Annotated in this window: 23 protein-coding genes; 4 read left to right on the top strand and 19 right to left on the bottom strand. The window is 51.4% G+C overall.

Annotated elements, in window-relative coordinates; genetic code table 11:
* Positions 1 to 6: 6 nt before the first annotated feature.
* The 14 genes from recR to AAF564_10030 form a co-directional block, all read right to left on the bottom strand.
* Positions 7 to 654 (bottom strand): recombination mediator RecR, encoded by a 648-nt coding sequence (gene recR / locus AAF564_10095; protein ID MEM8485889.1) that lies wholly within the window; start codon positions 652 to 654, stop codon positions 7 to 9.
* A gap of 100 nt (positions 655 to 754) precedes the next feature.
* Positions 755 to 1,093 carry a YbaB/EbfC family nucleoid-associated protein gene (locus AAF564_10090; GenBank protein MEM8485888.1) on the bottom strand — a complete coding sequence of 113 codons (339 nt, stop codon included), beginning with the start codon at positions 1,091 to 1,093 and terminating at the stop codon, positions 755 to 757.
* Positions 1,094 to 1,114: 21 nt separating this feature from the next.
* Positions 1,115 to 3,388 carry a DNA polymerase III subunit gamma/tau gene (dnaX, locus tag AAF564_10085; GenBank protein MEM8485887.1) on the bottom strand — a complete coding sequence of 758 codons (2,274 nt, stop codon included), beginning with the start codon at positions 3,386 to 3,388 and terminating at the stop codon, positions 1,115 to 1,117.
* Positions 3,389 to 3,486: 98 nt separating this feature from the next.
* On the bottom strand, positions 3,487 to 3,996 hold the full coding sequence (locus AAF564_10080) for an RDD family protein (GenBank protein ID MEM8485886.1): 510 nt from the start codon (positions 3,994 to 3,996) through the stop codon (positions 3,487 to 3,489).
* A gap of 206 nt (positions 3,997 to 4,202) precedes the next feature.
* Positions 4,203 to 4,826, bottom strand: coding sequence for a thymidine kinase (locus AAF564_10075; protein MEM8485885.1), 624 nt, complete (start codon positions 4,824 to 4,826; stop codon positions 4,203 to 4,205).
* 113 nt (positions 4,827 to 4,939) lie between these two features.
* Positions 4,940 to 5,740 (bottom strand): tetratricopeptide repeat protein, encoded by an 801-nt coding sequence (locus AAF564_10070; GenBank protein MEM8485884.1) that lies wholly within the window; start codon positions 5,738 to 5,740, stop codon positions 4,940 to 4,942.
* A gap of 1 nt (position 5,741) precedes the next feature.
* Complete coding sequence (locus AAF564_10065; GenBank protein MEM8485883.1) at positions 5,742 to 7,628, bottom strand: BatD family protein; 1,887 nt, start codon at positions 7,626 to 7,628, stop codon at positions 5,742 to 5,744.
* Positions 7,629 to 7,639: 11 nt separating this feature from the next.
* Complete coding sequence (locus AAF564_10060; protein ID MEM8485882.1) at positions 7,640 to 8,545, bottom strand: tetratricopeptide repeat protein; 906 nt, start codon at positions 8,543 to 8,545, stop codon at positions 7,640 to 7,642.
* Positions 8,546 to 8,562: 17 nt separating this feature from the next.
* Positions 8,563 to 9,594, bottom strand: coding sequence for a VWA domain-containing protein (locus AAF564_10055; GenBank protein ID MEM8485881.1), 1,032 nt, complete (start codon positions 9,592 to 9,594; stop codon positions 8,563 to 8,565).
* 48 nt (positions 9,595 to 9,642) lie between these two features.
* Positions 9,643 to 10,629 carry a VWA domain-containing protein gene (locus AAF564_10050; protein ID MEM8485880.1) on the bottom strand — a complete coding sequence of 329 codons (987 nt, stop codon included), beginning with the start codon at positions 10,627 to 10,629 and terminating at the stop codon, positions 9,643 to 9,645.
* 9 nt (positions 10,630 to 10,638) lie between these two features.
* Entirely contained in the window at positions 10,639 to 11,400 is a 762-nt protein-coding gene (locus AAF564_10045; protein MEM8485879.1) for an NAD-dependent deacylase, read from the bottom strand.
* A complete protein-coding gene (locus AAF564_10040) occupies positions 11,384 to 12,448 on the bottom strand; it encodes a hypothetical protein (protein MEM8485878.1) in 1,065 nt (354 codons plus the stop codon). Before AAF564_10040 ends, AAF564_10045 begins: the two co-directional genes overlap by 17 nt.
* A gap of 5 nt (positions 12,449 to 12,453) precedes the next feature.
* A complete protein-coding gene (locus AAF564_10035; GenBank protein ID MEM8485877.1) occupies positions 12,454 to 13,329 on the bottom strand; it encodes a DUF58 domain-containing protein in 876 nt (291 codons plus the stop codon).
* 189 nt (positions 13,330 to 13,518) lie between these two features.
* Positions 13,519 to 15,813: a parallel beta-helix domain-containing protein gene (locus tag AAF564_10030; protein ID MEM8485876.1), complete on the bottom strand. Its 2,295-nt coding sequence runs from the start codon at positions 15,811 to 15,813 to the stop codon at positions 13,519 to 13,521.
* A 362-nt stretch (positions 15,814 to 16,175) separates the two neighbouring features.
* Between AAF564_10030 and AAF564_10025 the strand changes: the two genes are divergently transcribed.
* The 3 genes from AAF564_10025 (at position 16,176) to AAF564_10015 (ending at position 18,054) form a co-directional block, all read left to right on the top strand.
* Positions 16,176 to 17,147 (top strand): alpha/beta hydrolase, encoded by a 972-nt coding sequence (locus AAF564_10025; GenBank protein ID MEM8485875.1) that lies wholly within the window; start codon positions 16,176 to 16,178, stop codon positions 17,145 to 17,147.
* A gap of 243 nt (positions 17,148 to 17,390) precedes the next feature.
* Positions 17,391 to 17,741, top strand: coding sequence for a type II toxin-antitoxin system RelE/ParE family toxin (locus AAF564_10020; GenBank protein MEM8485874.1), 351 nt, complete (start codon positions 17,391 to 17,393; stop codon positions 17,739 to 17,741).
* Positions 17,722 to 18,054 (top strand): XRE family transcriptional regulator, encoded by a 333-nt coding sequence (locus AAF564_10015; protein ID MEM8485873.1) that lies wholly within the window; start codon positions 17,722 to 17,724, stop codon positions 18,052 to 18,054. The genes AAF564_10020 and AAF564_10015 overlap by 20 nt, the downstream gene beginning before the upstream one ends.
* A gap of 22 nt (positions 18,055 to 18,076) precedes the next feature.
* Here AAF564_10015 and AAF564_10010 read toward each other — a convergent pair whose 3' ends face one another.
* The 5 genes from AAF564_10010 to AAF564_09990 all read right to left on the bottom strand — a co-directional run bounded on the left by AAF564_10010 (position 18,077) and on the right by AAF564_09990 (position 25,435).
* The gene (locus AAF564_10010; GenBank protein ID MEM8485872.1) at positions 18,077 to 19,417 is read right to left on the bottom strand and encodes an MFS transporter; all 1,341 of its coding nucleotides are present in this window, start codon (positions 19,415 to 19,417) and stop codon (positions 18,077 to 18,079) included.
* Positions 19,418 to 20,196: 779 nt separating this feature from the next.
* The gene (locus tag AAF564_10005; protein MEM8485871.1) at positions 20,197 to 20,790 is read right to left on the bottom strand and encodes a Crp/Fnr family transcriptional regulator; all 594 of its coding nucleotides are present in this window, start codon (positions 20,788 to 20,790) and stop codon (positions 20,197 to 20,199) included.
* A 446-nt stretch (positions 20,791 to 21,236) separates the two neighbouring features.
* Positions 21,237 to 22,139: a hypothetical protein gene (locus AAF564_10000; GenBank protein ID MEM8485870.1), complete on the bottom strand. Its 903-nt coding sequence runs from the start codon at positions 22,137 to 22,139 to the stop codon at positions 21,237 to 21,239.
* Between the two features lie 516 nt (positions 22,140 to 22,655).
* Positions 22,656 to 25,079, bottom strand: coding sequence for an ABC transporter permease (locus AAF564_09995; protein MEM8485869.1), 2,424 nt, complete (start codon positions 25,077 to 25,079; stop codon positions 22,656 to 22,658).
* 68 nt (positions 25,080 to 25,147) lie between these two features.
* Positions 25,148 to 25,435 (bottom strand): UvrD-helicase domain-containing protein, encoded by a 288-nt coding sequence (locus AAF564_09990; GenBank protein ID MEM8485868.1) that lies wholly within the window; start codon positions 25,433 to 25,435, stop codon positions 25,148 to 25,150.
* Positions 25,436 to 25,664: 229 nt separating this feature from the next.
* Here AAF564_09990 and AAF564_09985 point away from each other — a divergent pair, with 229 nt between their 5' ends.
* Positions 25,665 to 26,399 carry a DUF3750 domain-containing protein gene (locus AAF564_09985; GenBank protein ID MEM8485867.1) on the top strand — a complete coding sequence of 245 codons (735 nt, stop codon included), beginning with the start codon at positions 25,665 to 25,667 and terminating at the stop codon, positions 26,397 to 26,399.
* Positions 26,400 to 26,497: the final 98 nt, after the last annotated feature.

Genomic DNA, 26,497 nt, shown 5'->3' with positions numbered 1-26,497 from the left:
TAAGCATCAGAGTGAAACGCGGCCTTCAATGGCTCTTGAAAGCGTCGCTTCATCTGCATATTCAAGGTCGCCACCAATGGGCAGCCCCCGCGCGATTCGTGTGATTTTAACGTTAAAGGGTTTCAGGAGCTGAGAGAGATAATAGGCGGTGGTATCTCCTTCAACATTGGGATTCATTGCGAGGATAACTTCCTGCACAGGGGCCTCCCCCTCTTCATCGGGCGCCTGTAGCGCATCTGGCTCAGCAGGTAAGTGTTGTAATCGCGCAACGAGTTCTCGCACCCGCAAATCTTCTGGCCCGATACCATCCAGCGGAGAAATTACGCCACCCAATACGTGATATACGCCACCGTACTCATTGGTGCGCTCGATGGCAATTACATCATTGGGTTCTTCAACAACACAGATCTGGGTTTTGTCTCTTTTATGCGACTGGCAAATTGGGCAGAGTTCCGTATCAGTGACGTTGTAACACACCGTACACTGTTTGACCTTGTCCTTGACGGCGACCAGGGCTTTCGCAAACTCAACGACCTCTTCACGGGGCATTTTGAGCACGTATGCTACGAGCCTGTGCGCCGTCTTTCGACCGATGGTTGGCAACTTGGTAAATTGCTCCACCAACACTTCGACGGCTTCTGAAGTAAACTGCATAGGTGTGATGGAGTGGTTAACAGGAAAAAAGGGTGAACAAACTACGGCATCACTATGCCATCAATCTGTCACACCCATATATTTATTTTTGCTGTGCTGTTTAGAGACCCATCGAGCCCAAGTCGAATCCGGGTGGCAACATGCTGCCGGCGGCTTTAGACATTTCACCTTTGGCGAGGTGCGCTGCCTCATCGAGTGCTTTGTTGACGCCGGCGATAATCAGATCTTCCAGCAACTCTTTATCAGAAGCATCGATGACTTCCGGCTCAATTTTGATTGAGGTGATACGCTGGAGCCCGTTTACCGTGACTTTAACCATGCCCCCTCCCGCTTCAGAAGTAACCGATTTGTCGCCGAGCGCTTCCTGGGCTTCGGTCATCTTCTTCTGCATATCCATCATCTTGCCGAACATATCGGCCATATTCATTTCATCAGACATAATATATCTCCAGTGAATTGGTTACCACACCATTTCGCCGCCAAATTCATCAAACAAGGCGCGAATGATGGGACTTTCATTACGCTTTTTTTGCATGTATTCGTACGGATCAATTTCTGATGCGGTTTCCTGCTGCAGCAACTCTTCAGATTCCATCATATCAATGACAAACCCCAACCGCTCCACAGGTACCATCACAAAATTACACAGGGTATCCAGCAAGAACTCTTGCTGATTCGACAACATGCGTTTATGAAAGTCGTCAGGCACAGAAAGAACAAGAGTTTCCTCCTGCAACTGAATTGGGCGGGTGTGCTGTAAGAGCGCGCTTACATGGATGCGCTCTCCCTGAATATGTTTGAGAAACGCATCCCAGTGCGCGGTTATTTCCGCGAGTTCGCTTGAAGGCGCGCTATCAGACAGCACAGGCGAATCGTCAGACGCAGCGATGGGTACCGGCACATCTGATTGCTGTACTTTTCTGAGGGCCGGCGCGCCAAACAGGCCGAGGTAGTTATTTGATTGTCCGGATGCAGCCGGCACTGGCTTTGAAGGTGATACGGTCGGCACTTCAATAGCAACCTCAGGCGCAGATGACGGTGCAGGCAGGGCCACAGGCGTTGCAATCACTGGTTTTGCCAGTTGTGCTTCTTCTACAGGCAGCATGCCTGGCGACGGCGCATTAATGGGATGCTCTGCCGGCAACATAGCCAACTCAGACACCGGATCTGCCGGCGCGGGCTGTGGTGCTGGTGGCATCGCTGCAAGCGGCTCAGCAGCCGGCGCAGGCACCTCAGTTTTTGGTTGTAGTGCAGGTGCCGGCGGCATCGCTGCGAGCGGCACAACAGCAGGTGCTTCGGTTTTAGGCGGTGTAGCTTGTGCCGTTGGCGCAGGTTGCGGTACAGCAGGTTGCGCTAAGGCAGGTTGCACAGTAGCAGACTGCGCAGTATTGCCCTGTTGCGGTGCATCTGATACAACCATTTTGGCTACAACGGACTGCGCTGGCTGTGTTTGTACAGGAATTGCACCTCCTTGGGGTGCGCCACCGCCAGAATTTGTGCCGCCAGGCGTAGTGCCACCTGATGCCTTCCCTGCTGCAGAACTATCACCAGCAGATGGCCCACCTTTACCGCCTGTCGCGCCCCCCAGTTGGTCGAGGCGAGCAAGGGCTTGTTTAAGGTCAACAGCGTGCGCCATCGCAGCCATTTTCAGGAGGGTCAGTTCCAGTTGCAACCGGGGCTGTGCACTCGTTTTGAGTTTGTCTTCACCATCAGCAACAACCATCAGCAAACGCAGCAAATCTGGTTCAGTATGCCGTTTGCTTTCTTCGGCATATTGCGCTTTTACGGCTTCAGCTGCTTCAATCAGACCGGTCTGGCCCGTGGTATGTGCAACAAGTAAGTTGCGCAGGTGTGCAGACAACCCGATAAGGAATTCTTGCAGGTCATATCCCTGCCGAATAATGCGGTCTACCAATTGTAACAAGCCGGCGCTATTGCCGCCTGCCACGTACTGCGACACCTCAAAAAAGAGCTCGACATCCACTACACCAAAAGCCTTTGCCAGCTCCGGATATACCAGTGAAGTACCACATAATGACACGGCCTGATCAAATGCAGAAAGCGAATCACGAAGCGCGCCGTCTCCCTTGTGCGCAATCAACATAAGCGACGCTTCATCCGCCTGGATTTGCTCCGTTTTGCAAATGGCTTCCAGGTGCGACACAATTTCGGGCACCGCTATACGGCGAAAGTCAAAGCGCTGGCACCGGGACAGGATCGTCGGCAACACTTTATTCGGCTCCGTGGTCGCAAAAATAAACAGTGCGTATGGCGGAGGCTCTTCCAGGGTTTTGAGCAACGCATTGAAGGCTGCATTGGAGAGCATGTGTACCTCATCTATAATGTACACTTTCTTCCGACTGCCCTGGGGCGGAATCATTACCGTATCCCGCAGGTCGCGGATGTCTTCTACCCTGTTATTCGATGCAGCGTCAATTTCGATAATGTTGAGGCTGCGGCCTTCTTCAAACGTTTTACAAGACTCACAAACCCGGCAAGGCTCGCCGCCATCCCGATCTGTAAGCGGCGCCGTACAATTGATTGCCTTTGCCAGGATACGCGCCGCGGTAGTTTTGCCTACGCCACGTGGACCGCTAAACAGGTATGCATGGGCAAGCCGATCTAGGGTAATGGCATTCTTGAGTGTTTCAGAAACGTGGCCTTGTGCTACAATTTCTTCAAACCGTTGCGGTCTGTACTTCCTGGCAGTAACGAGATAGCGTTGATCAGACATGTGCAAAGATGCGGTTTGTCAATCCGTGCAAGCATAGTGTTGCAGGGAAGAGAATGCAGTGATGAATGTCCGGGGGACAGCGTGCAGCAGCAGGCTATCTATTCATCGGTTTCGATTACTTTTGTTCCGGCAAAGGTATCACCCCAACGGCGCCCTTCGTTGTCGGTAAAAACAAGGTAGACCTCGTAGACACCAATCAGCAGGCTGATAATGCCGGCAGCCAGGACCGTTAAAAACCCGAGCAACGGAATCCAGGCGATCAGGCCGGCCAATGTGCCGAGGGCAAACATCCAGTTACGGCGTACAGATCCCGGCACATCCATGGCTTCGCCATCAAGCCGTACCGTTTTTAGGCCCATGAGCTTTTTGCCCACAGACTGCCGGTTGATCATTTCAACATCGAGGCCATCACGGACCAGGATATAGCCAATACCGGCAAACCATCCAATGAATGGAATACGGCTCAATACAGAGGCAATTGCAAAATCAATAATGGCCGCGACAGCGCGCTTCGTAAGATCCGCTTTGGGGGCCAGGGTAGCAGTCATTGCGTCAACAGCTTCATCAACAGAAGCTGCGGCAGGTCCGCCTTCTTTCGTAGTATCCATTGTACATCCTCGGGAGGTAGGGTGATCTAATGAGAAGCGCAGGTCGGACGTCCATGCACTACCCTAAATTGTACATGCAGAAACGCAAATGCAAGGGTGCCATGTGAAGATTACGCAGTTGTCGCATAACCTTGCGTCGACAAGTGTGCAGACAGTAGGTAAAAGATACAAATTTCCCCCGTCTTTATTAGATCGGACCTGTGGGGTTAGCTTTTTTCAGCCATTTTGGCGGCCGGCGCAGCTTTGGACCGGGCAGCTTCTTCGTTTTGTGGATGAAAATGGCGCCGGCAACGGGGCTCATACGCTTCAGCAGCGCCAACAAGGAGGCGATCCGCATCATCGTTCAGGCGCTGAGAATGATTCGCAGGCGATCCACAGACCATGCATACGGCGTGCAGCTTGGTCACAAACTCGGCAACCGCCATCAAGTTGGGAATGGGCTCAAACGGTTTACCCAGGTAATCCTGATCCAGCCCGGCAATTATCACCCGTTTGCCATCCCTGGCGAGTTGACAACAGACTTCGATGAGTGTGTTGTTGAAAAACTGTCCTTCATCAATTCCCACAACATCAGCTTCGCCGACACGCATCAGAATTTCAGAGGCATTCTGAACAGGAATGGAGGGAATTGCATTTTCGTCGTGCGACACTACTTCTGTTTCGCTAAAGCGCGCATCAATAGCCGGCTTGTAGATTTCAACATGCTGTTTTGCAATCCGTGCGCGCTTCAATCGGCGGATGAGCTCTTCTGTCTTTCCGCTAAACATGGACCCACAGATGACTTCGATCCATCCGCCATTGTGGGTATTATGATGGGTTAATGGCTCCAATTTCTTCCCTTTGGGATCTGGTGAGCTAAACAGGTGGTGAACAAAGAAGTTAGCGTTTCTTGCAACACGATGCGCGGACTTTTTTAACGCAAACTTTTTGCCACGAACTGGGCCTAAATGGTTTCGGCAACGTTAGCCGGCACCCAGCCACGCGCTCCATTGGGCAGACGCACTTCTATCCATTCTTCGCTGTACTGCAAAATATCGACAACCAATCCCTCGTGGATGGCAACTTCTGTAATCCCCTCTGGATCGGGCTGTGCTTTCACGTCCACGCGCTCAGCCATAATAACGGCACGGCTGGCTTCGACAGATTGCATGGAGGCAGCAAACGCTGCAAAAAGAAATACGCAGCCCAGCAAGATGGTGACAGCACGCAGGCGGCGTATCCATGGATTTAGCGCGCCCATGCGCATGCGGTAAATGATAACACCAACAGCCAATAAATAAAACAGCATACCGACCCAAAACAACCAGCGTCCGCCGTTTTTCGCAAGCATGGTCTGCCACCAGGATACCCAGGCGGGCACAGGCAACTGGGTAAACTGGTCTACCGTTTTTGTATTGATGATTTCAAGGTTGTGAAGCAGCTCCGCATTCTCCGGGGTAAGCAAGCGCGCTTTTTCATAATAGAGTACAGCTTCTCCCAGCTGATCGAGGCGATAATGGGCGTTGCCCATGTTATAGAACAGGGCGCCACTCGTATAGCCACCGGCGAGGGCTTCTTCATATGCAGCCAATGCGTCAGCATAATCACCGGTACGATAACTTTCATTGCCAGCGTCAAAAGCCTGCACAGCCGTCTCTATTTGCCCATACGCGGCGGTGCTCCCTAATACAAGCATCATCAGCAAGAGGCAAAAAACAGAAACCAGGGGCCTCACGGGTACACTCTGATGTTTAAAGATGGTCATATTAGCTGGTCCGAACCGCTTTGAAAATTTCATCGAGCCGGACAATGAGGGTACTCACTCGATCACATGCCGTGTTCATCTCTTCCTGGTCAGGCAAGATGGGTGCAAACCGTACCCGGTCGCATTCTTGCAGCATGCCAATCAATTGCTTACGCGTTTCAACATCAACATTCTGATAAGAAAGTAAGGCATCCATTTGCTGGTGGGTCATGCCTGTTTCAGCCACGTTCAGGCGGTTGCCAACAAACGAGAGCAATGCACGCTCTATTTCTTCGTAAAACGCGCGGGCATTTTTCTGCACAAGCAGTTCTTCTGCTTTTTTCAGGTGTTTGCGCGCAACAGGGTGGGCACGCTTGCCCCGGGCGAAGGTTACATCGCCGGCAAGCTTTGCATTGTATCGATGCTGCGCGTAAAACCCTCCCAGCACCAGCAAAGGTAGCACCAGCAATCCATACACCCAACCCCGTTCATGAATCGGTTTGATGCCGAGCTTCTTCCAACCGGCAGGCACGGCCAGCAAGCCGGCAATATCGTCAACCGGGAGCCCTGACGCAGTACGCAATGCTGACGCCGGTGCCGTAGGTGTGCCCGTCACTTTCACAGAGCTCGGCCGTGGGCGAACCGTCTCAAAGCGATTTCGGGCCGGATTGTAAAAGCTCATCTCGATTTCTGGAATCTGAAATGTACCATTCGAACGCGGGACCAGCACGTAAGTCAGTGTTTTTGATCCCCGAATGCGATTGCCGCTTCGATCGATGCTCGTGCTGATTTGCGGATCATACTGTTCAAAAACGCCAGGTGGCTCAAATTCAGGTAATTCGACGGTTGCAATGTTACCCGTACCAGATAGCTTCAATTCCACCTGCACGGTTTCCCCAACTTCAACCTCCTCGGCATCAACCCGCGCCTCAAGTTGGAAAGAGCCTACAGCCCCGGTGAAGCTTGCCGGCACAGTTTCGTCGATGGGCAGCACCTCAATACGGACGCTCGGAGAGGCAACCTCTACCGGCTCGTAACGCTGACGAAAACTGAAAAACTGGTCAAAAGGATCGACATTGCGCATCGGCACATACGCTTCCGCTTCGATTTTGAGCGGATCAACCGTAAGCGTGCCGTTATGGGTTGGAAAAACAGCAACGCGTTTAAGCACAATGGTATTGTAGCGCAATCCGTTTTCTACAACGGTTTTGGGTACGGGCCGGCGCTGTACATCCAGTTCTTCACGCCAGAAGCCTTCTGCATCCCAGGAATCAGCCAGCCGGCTTTGGCGCAGCTGCATGCCTTCCCGAAAATACAGGTGATATTCGATGTTCACTTGCTGATTGCGTACAACCCGGCGTGCACTGGGAAGGGCGCGAATAAAGATATCGTTCTTACTAATTTTAGGCGCAGCAGGCTCATTTGCTGATGGTGCAGCCGGCGTACGACGAAACGCGCCAAAAGGGTCAAGGGGACTGTTGCGCCGTGCCTGGCGCTGGGGCCGATCAGCTTGCGGCACCACGGTTATCCCAACAGCCTGCGTGTTGTAATTCTTGCCTTTCACCTGAACAGTCGTACCATTGATCACGGCATTTCCTTCGCCAGCAGCGCGATAAGCCCACTTGTACGTTATACTCTGACTCATCCGTCCATTCACAATCGACACACTCTGCTGTGTGCTTGGCGCAGTTTGTAGAAGCGCCAACCCCTCTGCTTCTGGCGGTCTGGGTGCTGTCACTTCGCCGGCAGCCACACCCTGAATCACAATACTGTAGGTAACGGCCTCTTCTGTACCAATGGTTGTTTCTGAGACCGACGCCTGCACGCTTACATCTTGTGCATAAGCGGGCAATGCCATAATAGACAGGGCGAGAAAAAACGGGAATATGGGATACTTACAGCGACGCATAGTCCAAACGATTACCAGTCTTTTTCAACTTTTTTAGGACGGCTCTGGGATTTCATTACCTGGCGCAGCAATTCTTCCTCTTCATTCTGCAGCGCTTGTAAAATACGCTCTGCTTCTTCTTTGCTCAGCTTATTAGGATCAGGTGGTGGTTGCTGCTGTTGCTGCTCGTTTTGTTGCTGTTGCTGCTGCTCTTGATTTTCTTCCTGCTGCTGCGAATCCTGGTTCTGCTGTTGTTGCTGATCCTGATTTTGCTCCTGGTTCTGCTGATCCTGGTTTTGCTGCTGCTGGTCCTGATTTTCGTTATTCTCCTGGTCCTGGTTATTCTGATCCTGCTCTTGCTGCTGATCCTGATTTTGCTCCTGGTTTTCGAGTTGACGCTTTACAAATTCGTAGTTGAATTTGGCATCTTCGTTCATCGGATCAGCGAGCATGGCGCGCTTATAATGCTCAAGCGCCCCCTGCATTCCTTCCAGTTCGGGTGCCGGCCCCTGCTGGCCTGGTGACTGCTGTCCGGGAGGTTGCTGGCCGGGTTGCTGGGCAGCGCCCGGCGGTGGAGCCATTCCCCCGATCTGCTGTTGGCTTGCCTGTTGGTAGGCTTCAAACGCGTTGTTGCCAGCATTGTAAGACGAGCGGGCAATTTCGAGATTTGAAGGCGCCAACGAAACGGCATTCCCAAACGCCTGTCGGGCCTCATCATACCGCCCCATGCGGTGCAGTGATGCACCAAGGTTATTCCAGAGGCCAGCATGTACCGTGCCTGGTTCAGAGGTATTTTGCTCTGCAATACCGGTAGAGAACAAGGAAGCCGCCTTTTCATGCTCCGCATTCCGATACAGTTCATTGCCTTTACGGCCCGATTTTGAACCGTCGTCTCCAAGCCCGATTGCAAGGGCCAATAAAAAAAGCAGGATTCGCATGGCTGTATTACAAATAATTACTCAGGAATACCGGCAGATTTTTTACGCCGGTCGGAAAACAGGCGTTCTCCAAAAAGCAGCAACAGACCCAAAACAAGCGGCCACTGATACTTTTCTTCGTACTCTTCAAACTCGTCCGCACCAAACTCTGTTTTCTCTAAACGATCGAGGGCCTCTAATATTTTAGGCAGCGAACTGGACGTACGCGCTATCCTGAAATAACTCCCTTCACTGGCCAGCTCTTGCAGACTCGCCTCTTCAAGCCGCGTGCTGACCACACGACCATTTCGATCTTTTTTGTAGTCGATGCGCCGGCCGTTTCTGTACACCGGGATCGGCACACCATCCGTTTCACCCACGCCGGCGGTAAAAATGACGATGCCGTCATCTCTCGCTTCACCAATCAACTGGTCAACATTGGCAACGTGGTTCTCGCCGTCAGAAACAATCAATAACGCGCGCGTCCGCTCTTCATCAATCGCTTCTGCTTCTGAAGAACCTTGAAAGGCCTTGCGGGCAAACGTAAGGGCTGCGCTAAAATCAGTACCCGGCGTTGGCACCATGGAAGCATCAGCAACGTCAAGAAACATCTTTACTGCACTATAATCCGTTGTCAGGGGGCACTGTACAAACGCATCGCCGGCAAAGATAACAAGGCCCACCCGGTCTCCACGGAGGTCATTGAGCAGTTTCTTGATTTCGTTTTTTGCCCGATCCAGCCGGTTGGGTGCCACGTCTTCAGCAGACATCGACAGCGAAACATCCAGCGCAACAATCAGGTCAATGCCTTCCCGCTTCACTTCCCGGAGCTTGGTACCAAATCGCGGCCCGGCGAGGGCTACAGCAAGCATCATTACACCCAGCACCACAATGGCGGCTTTCCAGCGGCGACGGCGTGTACTTACCACAGCAGCAAGCCGATTGATCAGCGGTGCATCACCAAACAGGCCAAACGCGCGTTTACGCTGCAGTGCTGCCCACAAGAACAAAAAAACTGCAGCGGGTACGCCCAGCAATGCCCATAAATAAGTAGGATGTAACCAGTCCATTTTTACCGTTTATATAGCGTATTCATGCTTTTTGTAGCCACTCATCCTTTACGGAAATCGGCGCAATCGGGTTGTTGAAAGCAATACTTCTGCCAGCAGGAGGATAAACGCCGGCCACAGAAATTCTGCATACCGCTCATTAAAGTCTGTATAGATCCGTTCTTCTACTTTCGTTTTTTCCAGTTCACCGATTTCTTCGTAGATGGTGCTGAGTGCTTCCTTGTTGGTTGCACGAAAATATTGACCCCCTGTCTTCTCGGCAACAGTACGCAGCATGTCCTCATCAATTTCAACGGGGACCATACGCCGCTGGCGGCCGGCAAACGGGTGATCTATAATAAACGGAGCTTCACCGTATGCCCCAACCCCAATGGTATACGTCCGCACATTGATTGCTTCTGCAACCTCAGCGGCCGTAACCGGATCAATTTCACCACGGTTGTTCTGGCCATCGGTGAGCAATATGATGATTTTGCTTTTTGCTTCCGTCTCTTTAAGCCGGTTAACAGCCATTGCAAGTGCCGTACCGATGGCGGTACCGTCTTCTATTACCCCAACCTCTACTTCACCGAGCATCTGCTGCAAAAACGGATAATCGAGCGTGAGGGGGGCCTGGGTATAGGCTTTTGCGGCAAACACAATGAGCCCGACCCGGTCTGAGAGCCGGCCATCGATAAACTCTGAGGCAACCTCGCGGGCTGCTTCGAAACGGTTCGGCGTAAAGTCTTGCGCGCGCATTGAAGTCGAGGTATCCAGTACCATCATGATATCCACACCTTCTGCAAACCGTTCGTGAACCGTATCGCGGTCCTGCGGACGGGCGAGGGCAAGCACACCCAATACCAACGCACCGGTGCGTAAAAGAATTGGTAACCATCGAATACGCACCCAAATCGACTGTGGCGCTTTTTTACCGGACGCTACATTGCTAAACCGTAATCCAGAAAAGCGGAAACGATGCCGCCACAGTTCCCAGCCAATCAGGGCAGGAACCAGGAGTAACAGAAAAAGCCAGTTGGGTTGCGCAAATTCCATAAATCCAATCTAAGCTGTTGTTGCCGCGCGTCTTTCTCTGACGGCAGCTACCAGTGACGGAAGTACCGTACCGGATGGTCCTAAAACAGTTTCGTTTAATACGTGGCCAATTTCGCTTTCGTTTATGTTGATTTCGGCAACATAGGCCCCGTGGCCACGGGCTACGAGCGGGATGTCAGCCGCAGGAAAGACTACGGCGCTGGTGCCGACACTCAACACCACATCTGATCGCATGGCCATGTTTATGGCTATTTCCATCGCCCCTTTAGGAAGCATCTCGCCAAACCAGACGACATCCGGACGTATGAACCCGTCACAATGCACACAAGCCAGCGGTTTGCCTTCTTCAATCGGCGGCAATGCTGCTGCCGGCTTTTTGCAATCGATACAATAATTTCGTGTAAGGTTGCCGTGTAATTCCAGCACCTCTTTACTGCCGGCTTCGTTGTGCAGGTTGTCCACGTTTTGTGTGACAAGCATAAACTCATCAACCATACGCTCCAGTTCAACCAGCGCTAGATGCCCCGGATTGGGCTTCGCTTTGGTAACCACTTCACGACGCATGGCATACCAGCGTTGCACCAGATCAGGGTTACCAAGGAAGGCATCAACATTCGCCAGTTCTTCCGGCTTGAACTTTTCCCATAATCCATCAGCATCTCGAAACGTAGGAATGCCGCTCTCGGCGCTAATGCCAGCACCAGTAAATACCAGTACCCGCCGCGCCTGGGCAAGCCGCTGCACCAGCGTATCGCTATACGGGATCGACATGTTCATGGGCACTTTCTTCTGCAGGCTGGGTCGGCGGGCCATCAGATACCGGGGCAGTCTCGGCCGGCGGCGCCTCAACAGGGCGGAGCGCTTCCTCTACCTCGTCGAGGATTTTCCGCGTTTCCCGGAAGGCCTGATGCCCAACTTCTGGCGCCGGCTGTATATCTGCAAATTTCACAAGATCAGACACATGCAGCACGCGCTTAGACAAATGGGCAGCTTCAGGCGTTATTTTGCGTCGCTGCACCATTTTGTTCAGATCCTGCATGAGCTCATGCGAGGTACTTTCCATTGCATTGATCTTGAGCCGGCGACTCATGTAAACGCGTAATATTTCGGTCAACTCAACGTAAAAAGGCTTAATCTGCGCTACATCCTGCAAATCAGCATCTTTCTCGAGCGTTCTCAAGCGGCCAATGGCTTCCTCTATCGGCGAAATCCGGGGCACTGGAGCAGTAAATACCGTTTCCGGCAATGCATCGCGCCGGCGTTTCCACAGGTAATACAGGCCGGCAATAACGCCTAACAGCGCCAGAATGCCTAAAATCCACGGCCACGGATTGATGGGAAAATCAGCAATGGGTGCCAGGTCTCTGATGCCATCAGCATCTTCTGGCACAAGCGAAATGATGGGCAATTCGATGGGGAATGACGCATAGAATGTCGTATCCGCATCAGCCACAAAAAACACGGGGATAGAAGGCACAAATGCTGTATCTAGCGCAAATGTAGCCACTTCATACACCAGGCTATCGATGCGCGAACCCGCGACACCTTCGCTTGCCAGGCGCGACCCAGCCATTTGTACAGCAAGCACTTCAAGGTCTCCGAAGAATTCGGCGCCAGCTTGCGTTTCCGGGAAAATAGGGTCTGCAACAAAAGTATGCTCAGCAACAACCGTCAGCGAGAACCGGTCTCCAATCCGCACGCTGTCAACAGAAACATAGGCCCTCACCTGCTGCGCCTGCACAGCCGGCGCAAACATAACACAGCCGACCAAACCGAGTAGGGCTATACCGAATAGTGATATGGGATTTTTGCGCTGCATAGCCATTACCCCATTTTATTTCTTCTTCTAAAAAACTGAATCAGCGGCTCCACGTAGCTCTCATCCGTCTGCACAAAAACCTGATCAACCCGGCTGCGACGGAGTAGTTCAGCTGTCCGGGTCCTGTGCGTGGTAGCATCTGCAGTATAGGCCTGACGCGTTTTCAGGTGGCGCGTATCGAGGGTAATGGTTTCACCGGTCTCCGCATCGGTGAGGTCGACAAGACCAACGGCCGGTAAGTCTTGCTCACGCGGGTCGTGCAAAAACACACCGATGGTATCGTGGCGGGAGGCGACCAATCGCAGGGGCTTTTCGTAGGCTTCATCAAAGAAGTCACTCACAAGCAATACAATAGAGCGACGCTTGAGCACGTGAATGATGCGGTTAAGGGCTTCGGAGATGTTGGTCCCGTACGACTGCTGCTCGTGGGCATACAAATCACGAATGAGGCGCAGCACATGCCGGCGGCCTTTTTTCGGGGGGACAAACAACTCGACCTGATCAGAGAAAAGCAGCAGGCCAACTTTATCGTTGTTCTTGATCGCGCTAAACGCAATGATAGCGCTGATTTCTGCTGCAATTTCCCGTTTGAACTTGTACCGTGACCCAAAACTTTCAGAACCAGAAATGTCCACAACCAACATCAAGGTTTGCTCACGCTCTTCCTCAAACTTCTTGATGTAGGTTTCTCCCATACGGGCCGTTACGTTCCAGTCAATACTCCGAATATCATCTCCGAACTGGTACGGGCGGACTTCCGCAAACTCCATCCCCTGCCCTTTAAATGCAGTATGGTACTCACCGCCAAAGACATCCTCTACGAGTCCTTTGGTGCGGATTTCGATTTTCCGAATCTTTTTAAATAGTTCTTTTAGGTCCATGCGGAAAAATAGCCCGTTGCAGCGCGAAAGTTGCAATTAAAGGTTGAAATTTCCGTAAACGACTACGCATTCGGAAAATTCCGTAGATATTTAACGCATCAAACGGGCTGTTTCGTACTTCCGTTTCGTCAAATCCCGGTTTTTCAGGCCAGTTTTACTTCAAAGGGTCAGGAGTCAGGAAAAGCAGACTCAAAGCATTGCAGCCGCTGTCTGCCAGAGGCGGTAGTTTGCGCGCCGGCGAAAATCTGACCACGTGCTTTCGGGGAGGGTATAGGGAAGCTTGGTTGCATCTGCCTGGTCCCAGCTGTTGTTCAGGCCGGTCATGTCCCAGATGAGATCCGCGCCATCAAAGCCGGCTTCGGCCACTTTTGCATCGGGTGCATTCCCGTTGCCGCCAATCTGGTTGTCATAAATCCAGTTGTTTTCCGGCGTGGGGTCGACGTCAAATTCTTTGTCTTCACCAAACAACGTTGCAAGGCCAAGTATCGCCACGCCAGCTGATTTGTTGTTCAGGATCTCATTCTGCGTTACCCGTACGTCATCTGCTGCCAAAATCATGACCCCGGTACCCGAAGGCACAGAAGCTACAATGGCGTTGGGGTCCGCAAAGTTTACATGGTTGTTGTTGTAGATTTTATTGTTCTGAACCACGCAACCTGTTGAAATCTTGGACGGATTGTTGGGCAAGAGGAATACGAGGATACCACCGGCATTGTCATACACCTCATTGTTATCCACGAGGGCATTCACAGAGTTCTCGATCTCGATACCTGTGACATTACCGTGGACCACATTATTGCGGACAATGATGTCTTTGGATTGCCCTACGTAGATGCCGGCATCCCGGGCGCCGATTACCGTTGAACCTTCTACGACAACACCAACAACCTCAACCGGATATACGCCATACAAGCCGGTATTTTCGACATGCAAATCCCGAAACGTGATGTTGGTAGCCAGGTCGATCATCAAGCCGTTTGCCGTGTAATTCCGGATTTCAAATCCTTCAATCACAATATCACTACCGGAGCCCACCATACCGTCAGACAACATCTCCTGCCCATCCAGCACGGCGCGGGTGCTGTCGGTGTGTTCGCCTATCAGGGTGACCTGCGACACATCCAGCGCCAGGGTTTCATGGTAGACGCCGGCTTCAACAAACACAGTATCTCCCGGCTGGGCTACGTCAATGGCATCTTGAATGCGTTGATCAGCCGCAACAATCAGATGATTACCCTGACGATTCACGGATGCTGCATCTACTGCCGGCACACGTGCGCGCTCAGCAGCCATTTCTGGCGATTGGTTTTCAAGTCGCGGCACAACAGGCAAACCGGAAGGCACACTGGACGGCACTGCTGGCTTATTGGATTCATCGGTCAGCGCATGCATAAACGCTACGAGGTCATCTCGCTCGGTTCCAGAGAGCGCAAAGGGCCGAATTTTATCGTCGATTTCGAAGCCATCCATACCCCGCGTAGTGCCGCCACCCGTGGCATAAAAGTCGACAACTTCAGCAAGCGTTTCAAAAACGCCATTGTGCATGTAGGGTGCTGTGAGCGCGACGTTGCGCAGGGTTGGCACCTTGAAGGCACCTTCGTAGCCGGGACCAACAATTTCTGCGCGTCCGAGATCAGGGTCGACACCCTCTGGCTCAGGTACACCGATGACTTTGAAATCAGGGTTGGCAAATGTCGGCAAGTTGTGGCACTCGAAGCAGCGCGTTTTCAGCGATCGAAACAGGTTTAAGCCGCGGCGCTCTGCTGGCGTCATGGCTTCACGGTCGCCACGCGCATACTGGTCGTACCGCGAGTCTGACGTGATCACGGTACGCTCGAACGCACCGATTGCATAGGTAACCTGGTCATAGGTAAGCTCAGGTGTGCCAAATGCAGCCTCAAAAAGGTCCACATAAGCCGGTATGGCAGCAAGTTCTTCTACAAGCAGTTCCTGGTTCTGGGCCATTTCATCCGGATGATGGATGGGGCCATCGGCCTGCTCTTCGAGGTCTGACGCGCGGCCATCCCAGAACTGCCGGATGTTGTACGCGGCATTCCAGATGGTAGGCGTGTTACGTGGCAATAGCACACCGCCGGTCCGTGCCGGTCCGATGCCCTGCCCGCCAAATCCCATGGAGCGGGCGCGGTTGTCAGAAAAACCTAAATCAGGATGGTGGCACGTGGCGCAGGAAGACGCATTGTCAGCGGAAAGAATGGGGTCAAAGAAGAGCATTCTTCCGAGCTCAATCTTGGCCGGCGTCAGCGCATTGTCTTCACGAATCGCCATTTCAGGGAATGGGCGATCCAGGTTCTTGCCCTCAGCGATCATTTCGAAATACTGATTCCCCCGTTGCTCAATAGCTGCAACCTCTTCCTCCTCCAACACCTCAGGTTGTAGCCAGGGATAGGGCAAAAACAAAAAGCACAGTATGACGACACTAAACGTAGCTGTGCCGATTGAGCCTGCTTTCAGGAATGGTTTCATGGCTCCCGCAGAATTACTCAGTGGTTTCAGGTATTGCTCTTAAGTTGTAAACCAGACGCGCACACAGGGTTGAGAAATGGTCCGGAAGCAATCAATTACAAATCTAATACCGAACTCACGCTCAGGTGGGTATAGATAAGAGTTTACGAAAAGATTCAGGAAGAAGGGAAAAGGAAGTACGTATTGCTATCGGATCCGTCTATTGAGGATAATAGCACGAATTCACCCCTCTAACTTGCCTCTCACGTATCGCTTTAGGCATGAGCAACTTTCTTATCATCTGCCCATCTTCTGGAAAGACAATCCTCCCTCAATCGTGACGTACCCATGTTATTCAAGGCCTCGCGTATCGTAAAATACTTTTGTGTGCTTTGTTTGGTTTGTGGATTCACTTCCATACTGACTGCGCAAGACGTGCGTATCGAAGAAGTACGTATCCCGGCCCTGAAGTAACGCTGGCCGGCGCGCTTTACATCCCGGCGGCGTGCGCAGCCGGTTGCCCGGCCATGGTTTTTCTTGGTGGCGGCAGCGCAGCGACGCGCAAGAATCAGATCCCCTTCGCCGAGCGATTTGCAAACAAGGGCATCGTTTCACTCATTTTCGACAAGCGAGGGGCAGGCGAAAGCACCGGTGATTACGAAGCACGTACCTTTGACAACCTTGCAGACGACGCGGTAACAGCTTTCCAATACCTTGGAGCACGGGCGGAAACAGACGCATCAAAGACGGGCCTGTGGGGCGGTAGCGAAGGGGGATCCGTTGCTTTAATGGCGGCTGCGCGGACAAAAGGTGTTGCTTTCCTTATAAACCTGGCCGGCCCCGTGCAACACTTTCGCGACGGTTTTCTCCATGCCCTCAGCGATACGCTCCAAACGGCTGGCCTGACTGTACAGCAAAGCAAGGAAGTGAGACAGCTTTGGGTGCAATATTTTGAGGACGCAGATGACGGCCTTATCACATCACAATTGTTAGAAGACATGCGTGACTGGCAGGACACCATCGACGCGAGGTACCTCCCGCCTGATACCACGGCGTATCCTCCCGAACCCAATGCCCACCACCGATCCTATTGGTACCTCCACCGCTTGAGCATCTTCGAGCACCTCGACATGCCCGTGTTTATGATCTTTGGGGAATTCGACCAGCCTGTCCCTCCAGAGCAGAATATTCCCATCATTGAGGAAGCGTTTGGCCGGCTGGGGAAAACCAACTACGAGATCCACATATTCCCCCAGGCCTCCCACGCGTTTGTCACACCTGAAGGTAAGCTAGTGCCAAGCTTTTTTGAAACACAGATTGAATGGATCCTTCACCAGACAGATGAGGACGGATAAACATTTAATGAGCTAAGGCAAGGTATGTCTTTTAGCTTTACCCGTCTATTGTAAGTGAATGGTTGGTGACCTCTAAGAACAACTACGCTTAAGCATTCTTTAGCCTTAAACGGCTTATTTCTGGCGTTTTCCTATTTAATTGCCTGAAAGAAAGAGCAAGCGAAACAGGTGGTACAATATTTAGTACCACACCAATAACTCCTAACGTGCAAAACCGCCAGCATCCGAATAGACTATGCGATGATGGCAAAGAAAATAATCTTTCTAGGGGACTCACTTGCAAGGATAAAAGCTTTCCCAGAGGTAGCAACAGATATAACCGGGCACGAATTAAATGAAGTGCAAGAAGGCCGCAATCCCGGAAACTGGAAATCAATGCCCAGTATCGGCCCTGGCGTCAATGAGATTCGTGTTCGAGTTGAAGATGGGGCATTCAGAACGATCTACATAGCAAAGTTTAAAGAAGCCATATATGTCCTGCATGCGTTCCAGAAGAAGTCACAACAGACCTCAAAAAAAGATATTGCTTTAGCGAAAAAACGGTTACAGAAGCTTATACTAGAGAGAACGAATCATGAAAAAGGTAGCGGTTAGTCCTACACAAAATATCTTCGAAGTACTGGGTCGACGCCCTGATGAAGCCGCCAATCTCCTGATAAGATCTCGGCTGATGGGTGAGATTAAACAGTATATCATCGAAAACAAGTTAAGCTTGCGAAAAGCCGCTGCGTTGTTCGATGTAGCACACCCTCGTATCAGTGACCTGATGCAGGGGCGCATTGATAAATTTGGGATCGACTATCTCGTCAACCTGCTCGCAAAAATTGGAAAAAGCGTAACCGTTCAAGTCGAAAGTACAAAAGACGCGCCGGCAACAAGTCCAGAGGTTATATCGCCTGACATGTAAAGGACTCAGCTCATAAAAATGATCATGCCCCACCACCCGAAAGCCGGCCACCCGCGGGCTGTAAAAACCATAACGGAGTGAGCAGAAGCACAAGCACAAAAATCCCGGAAGACACCAGAAAAGTAGTACCTGACAGTAAAGGATAAACCAGTCCGCCAATGGTAAGTCCCACGATACTGGCAAGGCTACTGGCGCTGGTCACCGCCCCCTGAACCGTTCCTTGATTCTCGCCGGCAACCTGGGCCACATGTGCTTGAAAGGTGGGCCACGAGAGCCCATTGCCCAACGCAAAAAAGGCTGCGCCCACGTACGCAATCACATCATCTTCCACTTGAAAGCAAACAAAGGCAAGCGCCAGAAAACCCATGCCCACCGCAAAGAGTGCGGAGTGACCGAGATACTTCGATGCAACCGTCAACAATGGGCCCTGTGCAACGACCATGAAACCGGACATGATGGCGAAAAACAATCCGAGTTCGCCGGCGCTCCACCCATACATTTCAGTCGCGTGAATCGGGAAGCTCGCGTAAAACACGTTGAAGCCGAGAAAGAGGATAAAGGTAGCAACAAGGAGGAGGGCGATCGGCCCCTGTCGAATCACTCTGCGCAGTGCACCTTGCGCTGGTGCCGTGTTGCACGGTTTTGCCTGTTGATTGAGGCCAGCCTCGACAACACCTGGCCCGGGCGGCCCTTCTGGACATCGCCGCTTCGGTTCATCGAGGAAATAGATAATAACGATCGTTGTGACCGCCGCAAATATGGCTGCAATCAGGACCGGCAAACGCGGCCCCCACGCGGTGCTCCCAAGAATACCAGCTACTGCGGGACCGATTACAAATCCCAGACTCGCAGCCATCCCCATACGACCAAAAGCCTGCTGCCGGATTGCAGGCGTGTCTTTTGTTAAGTCTGCGACATACGCATTTGCTACGGAGATATTGCCGCCCGTGCCGCCGTCAAGTGCACGGGCCAGAAATATGATCACGAGCGGCAGTGTGATCGTTGCGCCGGCAAGTCCCCCCAAGGTGGTCACTGGCATGGAGAGCGCCCCGAAGAAAAGGAGCCAGGCGATGAGGGTACCCACCTGGCTTGCAACGAGCACGGGCCGGCGTCCGGTACGATCGGACCAACGGCCGAGCAAGGGTGCGCCCATTAGCTGAAATCCTGAATATGTAGCGCCCAACAGTCCGTAGGTCCAGCTCGCGCCACCAAGATCTGCAACAATGAACACCAGGAAGGGAATTGCTAACGAAAAACCCAGCGTCCCCAGAAAATGAATGGCAAGGATGGGGGCAAAACGTGTCCATGGAAGGACGTTTTTGTTCGCCAGTGAACTATGATCGTTGAGGTCGGTGTGGGACATGAAGACATGGTACGAAATACTGTCTTTTCATATCAGTGTAAACGCGCATAGGCTTACTATTTCGTTTTTGACGAGGCAACACGAAACAGGTACTTGTCTCCTAAAATATTTCAGTACTTCGCCTTTCGCACCCGATTAACCACTTCTTAAGTCCACTTGCTTTTCATTAACACTTTGCGGAAGACCGATAAGTGATTACACCCTATAAAGCTACTGATTGATATCATTGCGTGCGTTCATGATACTCAGGCATATTAATGCAATTCCAGCAAATATTGTCCTGATTGGGTGCCATTTTGCCCAGCTGTCAAGGGTTCTGAGTGCTTCCTCTGAGCTCAGTTCCGTAGAAGATAGTCCCGCGTTCGCATCGGCATAAAACATAGGAGTGGTTGCCTCGCACAGAATAAGGAAAACTAACGCGGTGAGAGCCAGAAGATGTATACGTTTGCCACTCTTACGAAAAACGATGTAGCAGACAATCATGCTAATGGTCGATAAGATATGTACTGGGCTCATCATAATGGGGAATCTGACGAAGTGATCTCGGAACCATACTTGTATTTCTGTCCCTGATAGTGTTTGCCACAATGGAATGATAGAAATGCCAATAAAGAGGTATACTGCAGTCAGGGTGGTGATGAGTATCAGAGTACAGGTTAGAATCGTTTTTTGCATATCCAGTTGATAACAGCAGGCCGCGTTTTCTTAAACATAGATCGTATCATGTTTAAGAAAGATACTCGCTATATGCTTCCACGACATTGATCTATGGTAAGAAATCACCCTACTACTTCTTTCCTTACTCGGCTTAATGACTCTGGAGTTATACCGAGATATGTAGCAATCATCTTTTGAGGGATTCTCTGGACAATACCCGGATAGGTATCTATGAAGTGCTGATACCTCTGACCGGCAGAAGCACTTTGAAGCATAATGATGCGTTGTTCAAGAACAGCTACTCGTTTTCTTAAGGTTTCAATGGTGTGTTTATGCCCTTGCCAGGATGATTTCAACGTATGAAGCACGCTTTTGTGGACAGTCTCAATTTCACTGTGTTCAAGCGCGTCTATAAAGTAGACCGAAGGAGAAGAAACATCTGCAGACTCAAAGTCAGAGAAAAACCACCCTTCTGGAGCAAACATAAAACTATGCTCTTTCCCATTTTTGTCCACGGTATATGTCCGTAGCAACCCTTTATTGACGAAATAAATGGAATTACCTGGGTCACCAGCTTTGAGTAAGACTTCCCCTTTTTTCACCGTATGTGTATGGACTTCCTTTTGTAGCTGCTCTAATTGTGTGTTAGCTGAGGTGCTATTTAGTTCGTAGCCTCTAAGGAGTAGTTGGGCCAAGCCCGGACGGAATGTTTGCATAGAGTGGAATCTGACCTTATTTCCGGGGTGACTCGTTTGTGGGCGTATCCTGGCCCCTTGTGCGAAATTTCCCCTCAAAATAGGCACTTCTCCCCTCTTTCACACCTGAAAGCGGTCGTTATTTCGCTGCGTGCGCGTTTTCACGAAATTAAAACGGCAAAAAATTGGCGCTTTAGTACACATTTTACACGAATCTGGGCGGGATTTAGCCAGGACTCCGGAAAAGGTTTGCTGTTTAAGGCCAATGATAACCCCCTAATGTCCTCATCGCAGAAGTGCATGAATCTCTCTTAACAATTCACAAGGTAAAGCAACGCGTTGCTGAAGAACCAACGATTTGACTCTGACTTGAAAAATAGCGTTTCAATTGCAAATATTTTGTCCGCTCCTCATTTAAGGACAAAACTTCATGCAACCCATTTTACAGATCTTGCGCACCACACCTCTTAATTCGGCATGGGCTGAACGCGGCCGCCATCGGGCATCTCTAGCCGGCTTTCGTCGAAGGGCTCGGTGAATGAAATTTCCGAAGCCCATGCGTCATTTTTAGGCGCTACAATTTCACCGTCTTTGAAGTGGTAGCCGTTGAAGTAAGTTGCTACCGTCAGACCATCTACCGTCACGTAGTCTTTGTAGTAGAACAGCGTCTCCCGAACCTCTTCTTGCTGCATCGCTTCTTCCTTGCTCTGGCCGTACGTCACGGTATAACGAATGGCATCTACAAGCGAAGTTTCTTTATTGACGTACAACATGTAAACATCACCGGGGGAGTCGCCCACGCCGGCGTCGTACGAGACGTCAACCCGGTCGTACATCACGCCATCCAGTGCTTCGTCCGGTTTCAGCTCATACTGCAAGCCGGGATCAGCCAGGATAAAGGGGATCGATTCAAAGTAATAGCCGGTTGTCGCCCAGAAACGTGGGTTGGGTTGCTCGATGGCAGCCGGGTACATCCACGCGTCTGAACCATTCCAGGCAAACTGGCCTTCTACAGGTTGCGCTGATTCGTAAGCGCCCAGTTCTAGCAAATCGTGGTACGCGCGGCGCGACTGATTATCCACCACCATGTGCGACTTGAACCGGAAGTCCATGTCCACATTTGCATACTCCCATGTATAGGAGCTGGTCGGCGCATTGTACCATGTTTCTAAGCCGCCATGCGCTTCGATAGCTCGTAGAACCAGCTGTCCGCCTTCATTGACCTCCAGCCGGGCTTGCGCTGCTTCTGCCTGGGTGAGTTGCTGCGCTGTTGCATCGGCTGTGGCTGGTAATTCTTCCTGCGGCGCACAGGCGTTGAAGATCAGAAAAAGGGATGCGATTGAAAAAAGACCTGTAATGCGACTGTTCATGGTTGGTGGCTATCAGTAAAAGTAATAATGAATGTGGCAGGTAATTTTCTTGCCAACTCACACTACGTTACACTAGGTAGCTCTTCAGTTACACTTTATTGCGGATACTCAGAAAAATACTTGTAATTCTAATGCACGTGGTTAACCATATAATTTACAGGGGCGAATACAACATTTAATAAATGCTTCTGTGTTTTATTTAATGATGCATTTGTTCATTTTTTTGTTTGCCCAAAAAAACGGAACCAAAAAAAGGGCACCACCAAATAAAGGCGCACTTTTATCGCCATCACACATCGCATCCTGATCTTCGATCAGGAAAACGCTTCGATAAAAGTCCCTCGCACACCGCCGCGCATTTGGTGGACATCCAGCGCACGCGAAAAGCTGAAAGCACAATGCCTAGAAATCAGTTTGTTATAGATTCCGTTCTTGACGAAAATGGGAGGAAGTCCCGGACGCTTTGTGACACCGGGGATAAAAGCCTCCAGCGCACAAACAACAATGCACAAGCATTCACTCATGCATTAACGCCTTCACAGGATTTGCTATGGCAGCTTGTATTGTGTGATAGCTAACGGTCAGCCATGCAATTGCAATTGTCGCTGCACCAGCGATGAGAAAAGGTATCACGGACAAACCTACACGGTAAGCGTAACCATCCAGCCAATAGTTCATCGCCAAGAAGGCAATTGGGGACGCAATGAGCAGTGCAATGAGCGTTGTCATAAACACATCTCGAGAGAGTAAAACGATGATGTTAGGCACGGAAGCCCCAACTGCCTTTCGGATGCCAATTTCTTTGGTGCGCCGCGCAACGCTTAGCGAAGCCAGGCCAAGCATTCCCATACAGGAAATAAAGATCGTCAGCAGCGCGCCCAGTCCTATCAACTGCTTCACCTGTTGTTCAGAATGATAGGCTCGGTCAATCTGGTCATCTAGAAACACGTATTCAAAGGGTGCATTGGGGAATTCTTCTTGCCATGTTGCCTGTATGCTCGCCAGCATTTCTGTGGGATTTTCAGCGGTAAGCTTAATGCCCAGGACGCGATAATTTAGCCGATCATCCACAGACAAATATATGAGCGGGCGAATGGGTTCATGCAACGACTGGAAGTGATGATCCGCAAGGACACCCAGTACACTGTGTCGCGATTCTTCTTCGGTAGATGTAGCGTTGGTCCTTACCTGCACCACTTGTCCGATTGCTTCTTCAGGGCCCCATCCCAGCACACGCGCAGCGGTTTCATTCAAGACAACACCCGGAGGGTCTGCACTGTGCCCTTCTCGAAAAAATGTACCTGACCTGAGGGTCAAGTCGTATGTATCCAGAAATGCAGCATCCACCACAAATCGACTCATGCTGATGGCGTCGTCATAGCCACCTCCATGCGTAGAGACAGCAAACGTATTGCGCGTATCTTCGCCGGCCGTCTCCCAGGACAGGCTGACAGCCTGCACGCCGGCAATTTGCGACAGGCGCTCTTTCACCGCCGCCATCTTTGCCACCCCTTCCTCGTTAAACGCTCTAGGCACCGACTCGATGACAAGCACCTGTTCTTTATCGAATCCCAGGTTCTTGCTTTGTATAAACGAGATTTGCTTCATGATCGTCAACACCGAAACGATGAGCACGATGGCAACTGTAAACTGCGCGACCACCAGTCCACGCCGCAGCATAGGCAACGAACCCCGCACATCTGCCCGGCCCTTTATAGCTTTGATCGGTTGATAAGATGACAACAGAAAAGCAGGATAAGCGCCGGAAATCAAACTGGTGATCACCACGAGTCCTGCCAAAAAGCCAACCGTCTGCCAGCCCCACAGCCTGTCTAAAACAATTTCTTTCTGAAATAAGGCAAAGAAGGGCTCGATACAGAACAGGGCTATGACACTCCCCAAAAGAACGGCCAGCGCGCTTTTCACAAATGACTCGGTAAAGAACTGCTTCAGGAGTTGACTTCTATGCGCCCCAATGGCCTTGCGCACCCCGATCTCTTTGATGCGACGCATCGATTGTCCAACTGCCAGGTTGGTAAAATTGATACAGGCTATCAGCAGCACCAGGATACCCATGCCGGAAAGGAGCTGGAGCATACGCCATCCCTGGTTGTCATTCTCCGACAAATACAACGTGCGCAGCGGATTAAGCTGGATAGCAAGATTGCCGTGAAAGGCTTCCGGTGCATAGGACGCGATAAAGCCATCGAGTTTTTCATTAAAAGCCGGCGGTTCTGCCTCCTCCGCAAGCTTGACATATTGCATGATGTAGCGGCTCTCCCAGGAATTCCACCCTGGTTCACCGATATAATCATTAAAGGGATAGGGAGAAATAAGAACCTGGAAATTTCCTTCGCCAAATCGGGTTACTGAATTATGGGCAAGCGTTTCCCACACACCGGTCACCGTGAAGGGCTGCCACCCATTATTCCAGGTTTCCATCATGACTACCTCGCCCAAAATGTCATGCGTACCAAACAGAGATTCAGCCAGATCTTCGGCGATCAGCATCGAACGAGGAGCATGCATTGCCGTGGCGGCATCACCTTCGATGAGGGGCAAATCGAATATCCGGAGAAACGAAGTATCGGCCATCATAACAGATTGCCGGCGGCTTTCTTCTTCCACCCGGATGGCGCTGGACATCAAATAGAGGCGGACCTGGTCTGTGACTTCAGGATATTCCTGAACAAGCGTTTTGCCTACAGGCGCCAGCGTTGTTATGGGTATGCCCATTGTTTCTTCGCGCCATTCACTCTCCACCCGGTGGATTTGGTCGACGCTACTAAACTGCGTATTGACAGCCCATTCGTTGCGTACAAAAAGAAAAATTAGCACACAGCAGGCCATCCCCATGGCCAACCCGAAGATGCTGATTGCAGCATATCCTTTTTCTTTTCGAAGACTGCGTAGGGCGACGGTGACGTAGGTTTTAAACATAGTATTCCACGATTGAACAGGCGCGTATTCCCGGTTGGTGTTGTCAAGGACGGGCAAAGTGGCAGGGGTTAACCAAAGAGACAATTACTTGCAACAAGGGCACAGGTCGTCTTTGGGCTAGCAGTTACTACCAACGCCAGAATATGGGCGATGCGTGCGGTCAGTACCCTGGTTTTGCCGGTACCGGCCCCTGCAAGAACCAGCAATGGGCCTTCGGTTGATTCAACCGCGTCACGCTGCTCGGGATTGAGACCATCGAGCCAGGGCGTTTCCGGACCACGCCGGGTTTCCAGCGCCCGAGCAGCAATGCCGCCGGTATGGGGAAGGTCCGGTCGATTTTCGTTTGGGTTGGCCATTTCGCAAATCTAGTGATTCGAGCGCAAAAAGGAAGGAAAAGCGTCGAACATATGCAGAAAGGATCAGAATATTCGAATATTTGTTGGACTGAATATGGATAGCCCGGGAAGCCGGGTGTGAAACGGACATGATGGTGTTGACGCAAACTTGTAAATGAAACCAATGATATGGGTTGAATTTCTGCCTTCTTTAAGGTCAACAATATCCGCCTATATAGGGGACTTGATATTGAAAACGGTTAGCAAGAGTTTGCTGTACATATTCCTGATATTCTTGGTGCCGGCTGTGCTTTCGGTAGCGTATTGGTATTTCGCCGATCGTCCGCAAAGCTGGCGCAGTGCGGATTGGAGCAGTTCGGGCATGTTACCACCGCCGGCGGCCAATCCCGAGGCGGTGATTCACGTGATGGCCGCCAGAACCGGCGGGTTGAAGGGCGCGTTGTCGGTCCATTCCTGGATTGTCATGAAACGCAAGGGTCAGGCCCGTTATGACCGCTATGACAAGGTCGGCTGGGGCCGTCCGGTACGCAAGAACGAGTTTCCTGCTGATGGGCGCTGGTATTCGAATGAGCCGTTTTTCGTGAAGACGGTAAGCGGCGTCGAGGCGGAACGCCTGATACCCAAGGTGGAAGGTGCAATCGAAGGCTATATGGCCAGTTTCCCGAACGGTTACCGGCTTTGGCCGGGGCCGAACTCAAACTCCTTTGTTGCGCATGTCCTGCGTGAAGTGACGGAGCTGGAAACTATTCTGCCGCCAAATGCTGTCGGGCGGGATTATCTGGCCGGATCAGGGATTACCGTTGACGAAGACGGGCGCGATTATCATTTTTCGCTGTTCGGCTTAGCGGGGGTAGCTTTTGGCTATCGAAGCGGGTTTGAGGTGCATCTGCTTGGCCTGGTCGCCGGAATAGATGTGCTCAATCCGGGTCTCAAGATCCCGGCTATCGGCCGGGTTGGGTTGTAGATCTGCGCGACGAAGCTTCTTCGCATTGACAGCCGGGCCGATTACGCAATATTGCCTGTGTATTGAACCTGCCAAGACCTATTCATCAATAATTCCCA

It is taken from the genome of Bacteroidota bacterium (genome assembly GCA_039111535.1).
Lineage (GTDB): Bacteria > Bacteroidota > Rhodothermia > Rhodothermales > JAHQVL01 > JBCCIM01.
The sequence above is the reverse complement of the archived record's forward strand: the minus strand, read 5'-3'. Positions and strand labels throughout refer to the sequence as shown.

Bases quoted from the DNA above. Each gene is read 5' to 3' on its own strand.
- AAF564_10020 (MEM8485874.1), top strand. From the start codon at position 17,391: ATGGCAAAGAAAATAATCTTTCTAGGGGACTCACTTGCAAGGATAAAA.
- AAF564_10035 (MEM8485877.1), bottom strand. From the start codon at position 13,329: ATGGACCTAAAAGAACTATTTAAAAAGATTCGGAAAATCGAAATCCGC.
- AAF564_10015 (MEM8485873.1), top strand. From the start codon at position 17,722: ATGAAAAAGGTAGCGGTTAGTCCTACACAAAATATCTTCGAAGTACTG.
- AAF564_10030 (MEM8485876.1), bottom strand. From the start codon at position 15,813: ATGAAACCATTCCTGAAAGCAGGCTCAATCGGCACAGCTACGTTTAGT.
- AAF564_10010 (MEM8485872.1), bottom strand. From the start codon at position 19,417: ATGTCCCACACCGACCTCAACGATCATAGTTCACTGGCGAACAAAAAC.
- AAF564_10065 (MEM8485883.1), bottom strand. From the start codon at position 7,628: ATGCGTCGCTGTAAGTATCCCATATTCCCGTTTTTTCTCGCCCTGTCT.
- AAF564_10080 (MEM8485886.1), bottom strand. From the start codon at position 3,996: ATGGATACTACGAAAGAAGGCGGACCTGCCGCAGCTTCTGTTGATGAA.
- AAF564_10055 (MEM8485881.1), bottom strand. From the start codon at position 9,594: ATGGACTGGTTACATCCTACTTATTTATGGGCATTGCTGGGCGTACCC.
- AAF564_10050 (MEM8485880.1), bottom strand. From the start codon at position 10,629: ATGGAATTTGCGCAACCCAACTGGCTTTTTCTGTTACTCCTGGTTCCT.
- AAF564_10000 (MEM8485870.1), bottom strand. From the start codon at position 22,139: ATGAACAGTCGCATTACAGGTCTTTTTTCAATCGCATCCCTTTTTCTG.
- AAF564_10090 (MEM8485888.1), bottom strand. From the start codon at position 1,093: ATGTCTGATGAAATGAATATGGCCGATATGTTCGGCAAGATGATGGAT.
- dnaX (MEM8485887.1), bottom strand. From the start codon at position 3,388: ATGTCTGATCAACGCTATCTCGTTACTGCCAGGAAGTACAGACCGCAA.
- AAF564_09995 (MEM8485869.1), bottom strand. From the start codon at position 25,079: ATGTTTAAAACCTACGTCACCGTCGCCCTACGCAGTCTTCGAAAAGAA.
- recR (MEM8485889.1), bottom strand. From the start codon at position 654: ATGCAGTTTACTTCAGAAGCCGTCGAAGTGTTGGTGGAGCAATTTACC.
- AAF564_10060 (MEM8485882.1), bottom strand. From the start codon at position 8,545: ATGCGAATCCTGCTTTTTTTATTGGCCCTTGCAATCGGGCTTGGAGAC.
- AAF564_10045 (MEM8485879.1), bottom strand. From the start codon at position 11,400: ATGTCGATCCCGTATAGCGATACGCTGGTGCAGCGGCTTGCCCAGGCG.
- AAF564_09990 (MEM8485868.1), bottom strand. From the start codon at position 25,435: ATGGCCAACCCAAACGAAAATCGACCGGACCTTCCCCATACCGGCGGC.
- AAF564_10070 (MEM8485884.1), bottom strand. From the start codon at position 5,740: ATGACCATCTTTAAACATCAGAGTGTACCCGTGAGGCCCCTGGTTTCT.
- AAF564_10005 (MEM8485871.1), bottom strand. From the start codon at position 20,790: ATGCAAACATTCCGTCCGGGCTTGGCCCAACTACTCCTTAGAGGCTAC.
- AAF564_10040 (MEM8485878.1), bottom strand. From the start codon at position 12,448: ATGCAGCGCAAAAATCCCATATCACTATTCGGTATAGCCCTACTCGGT.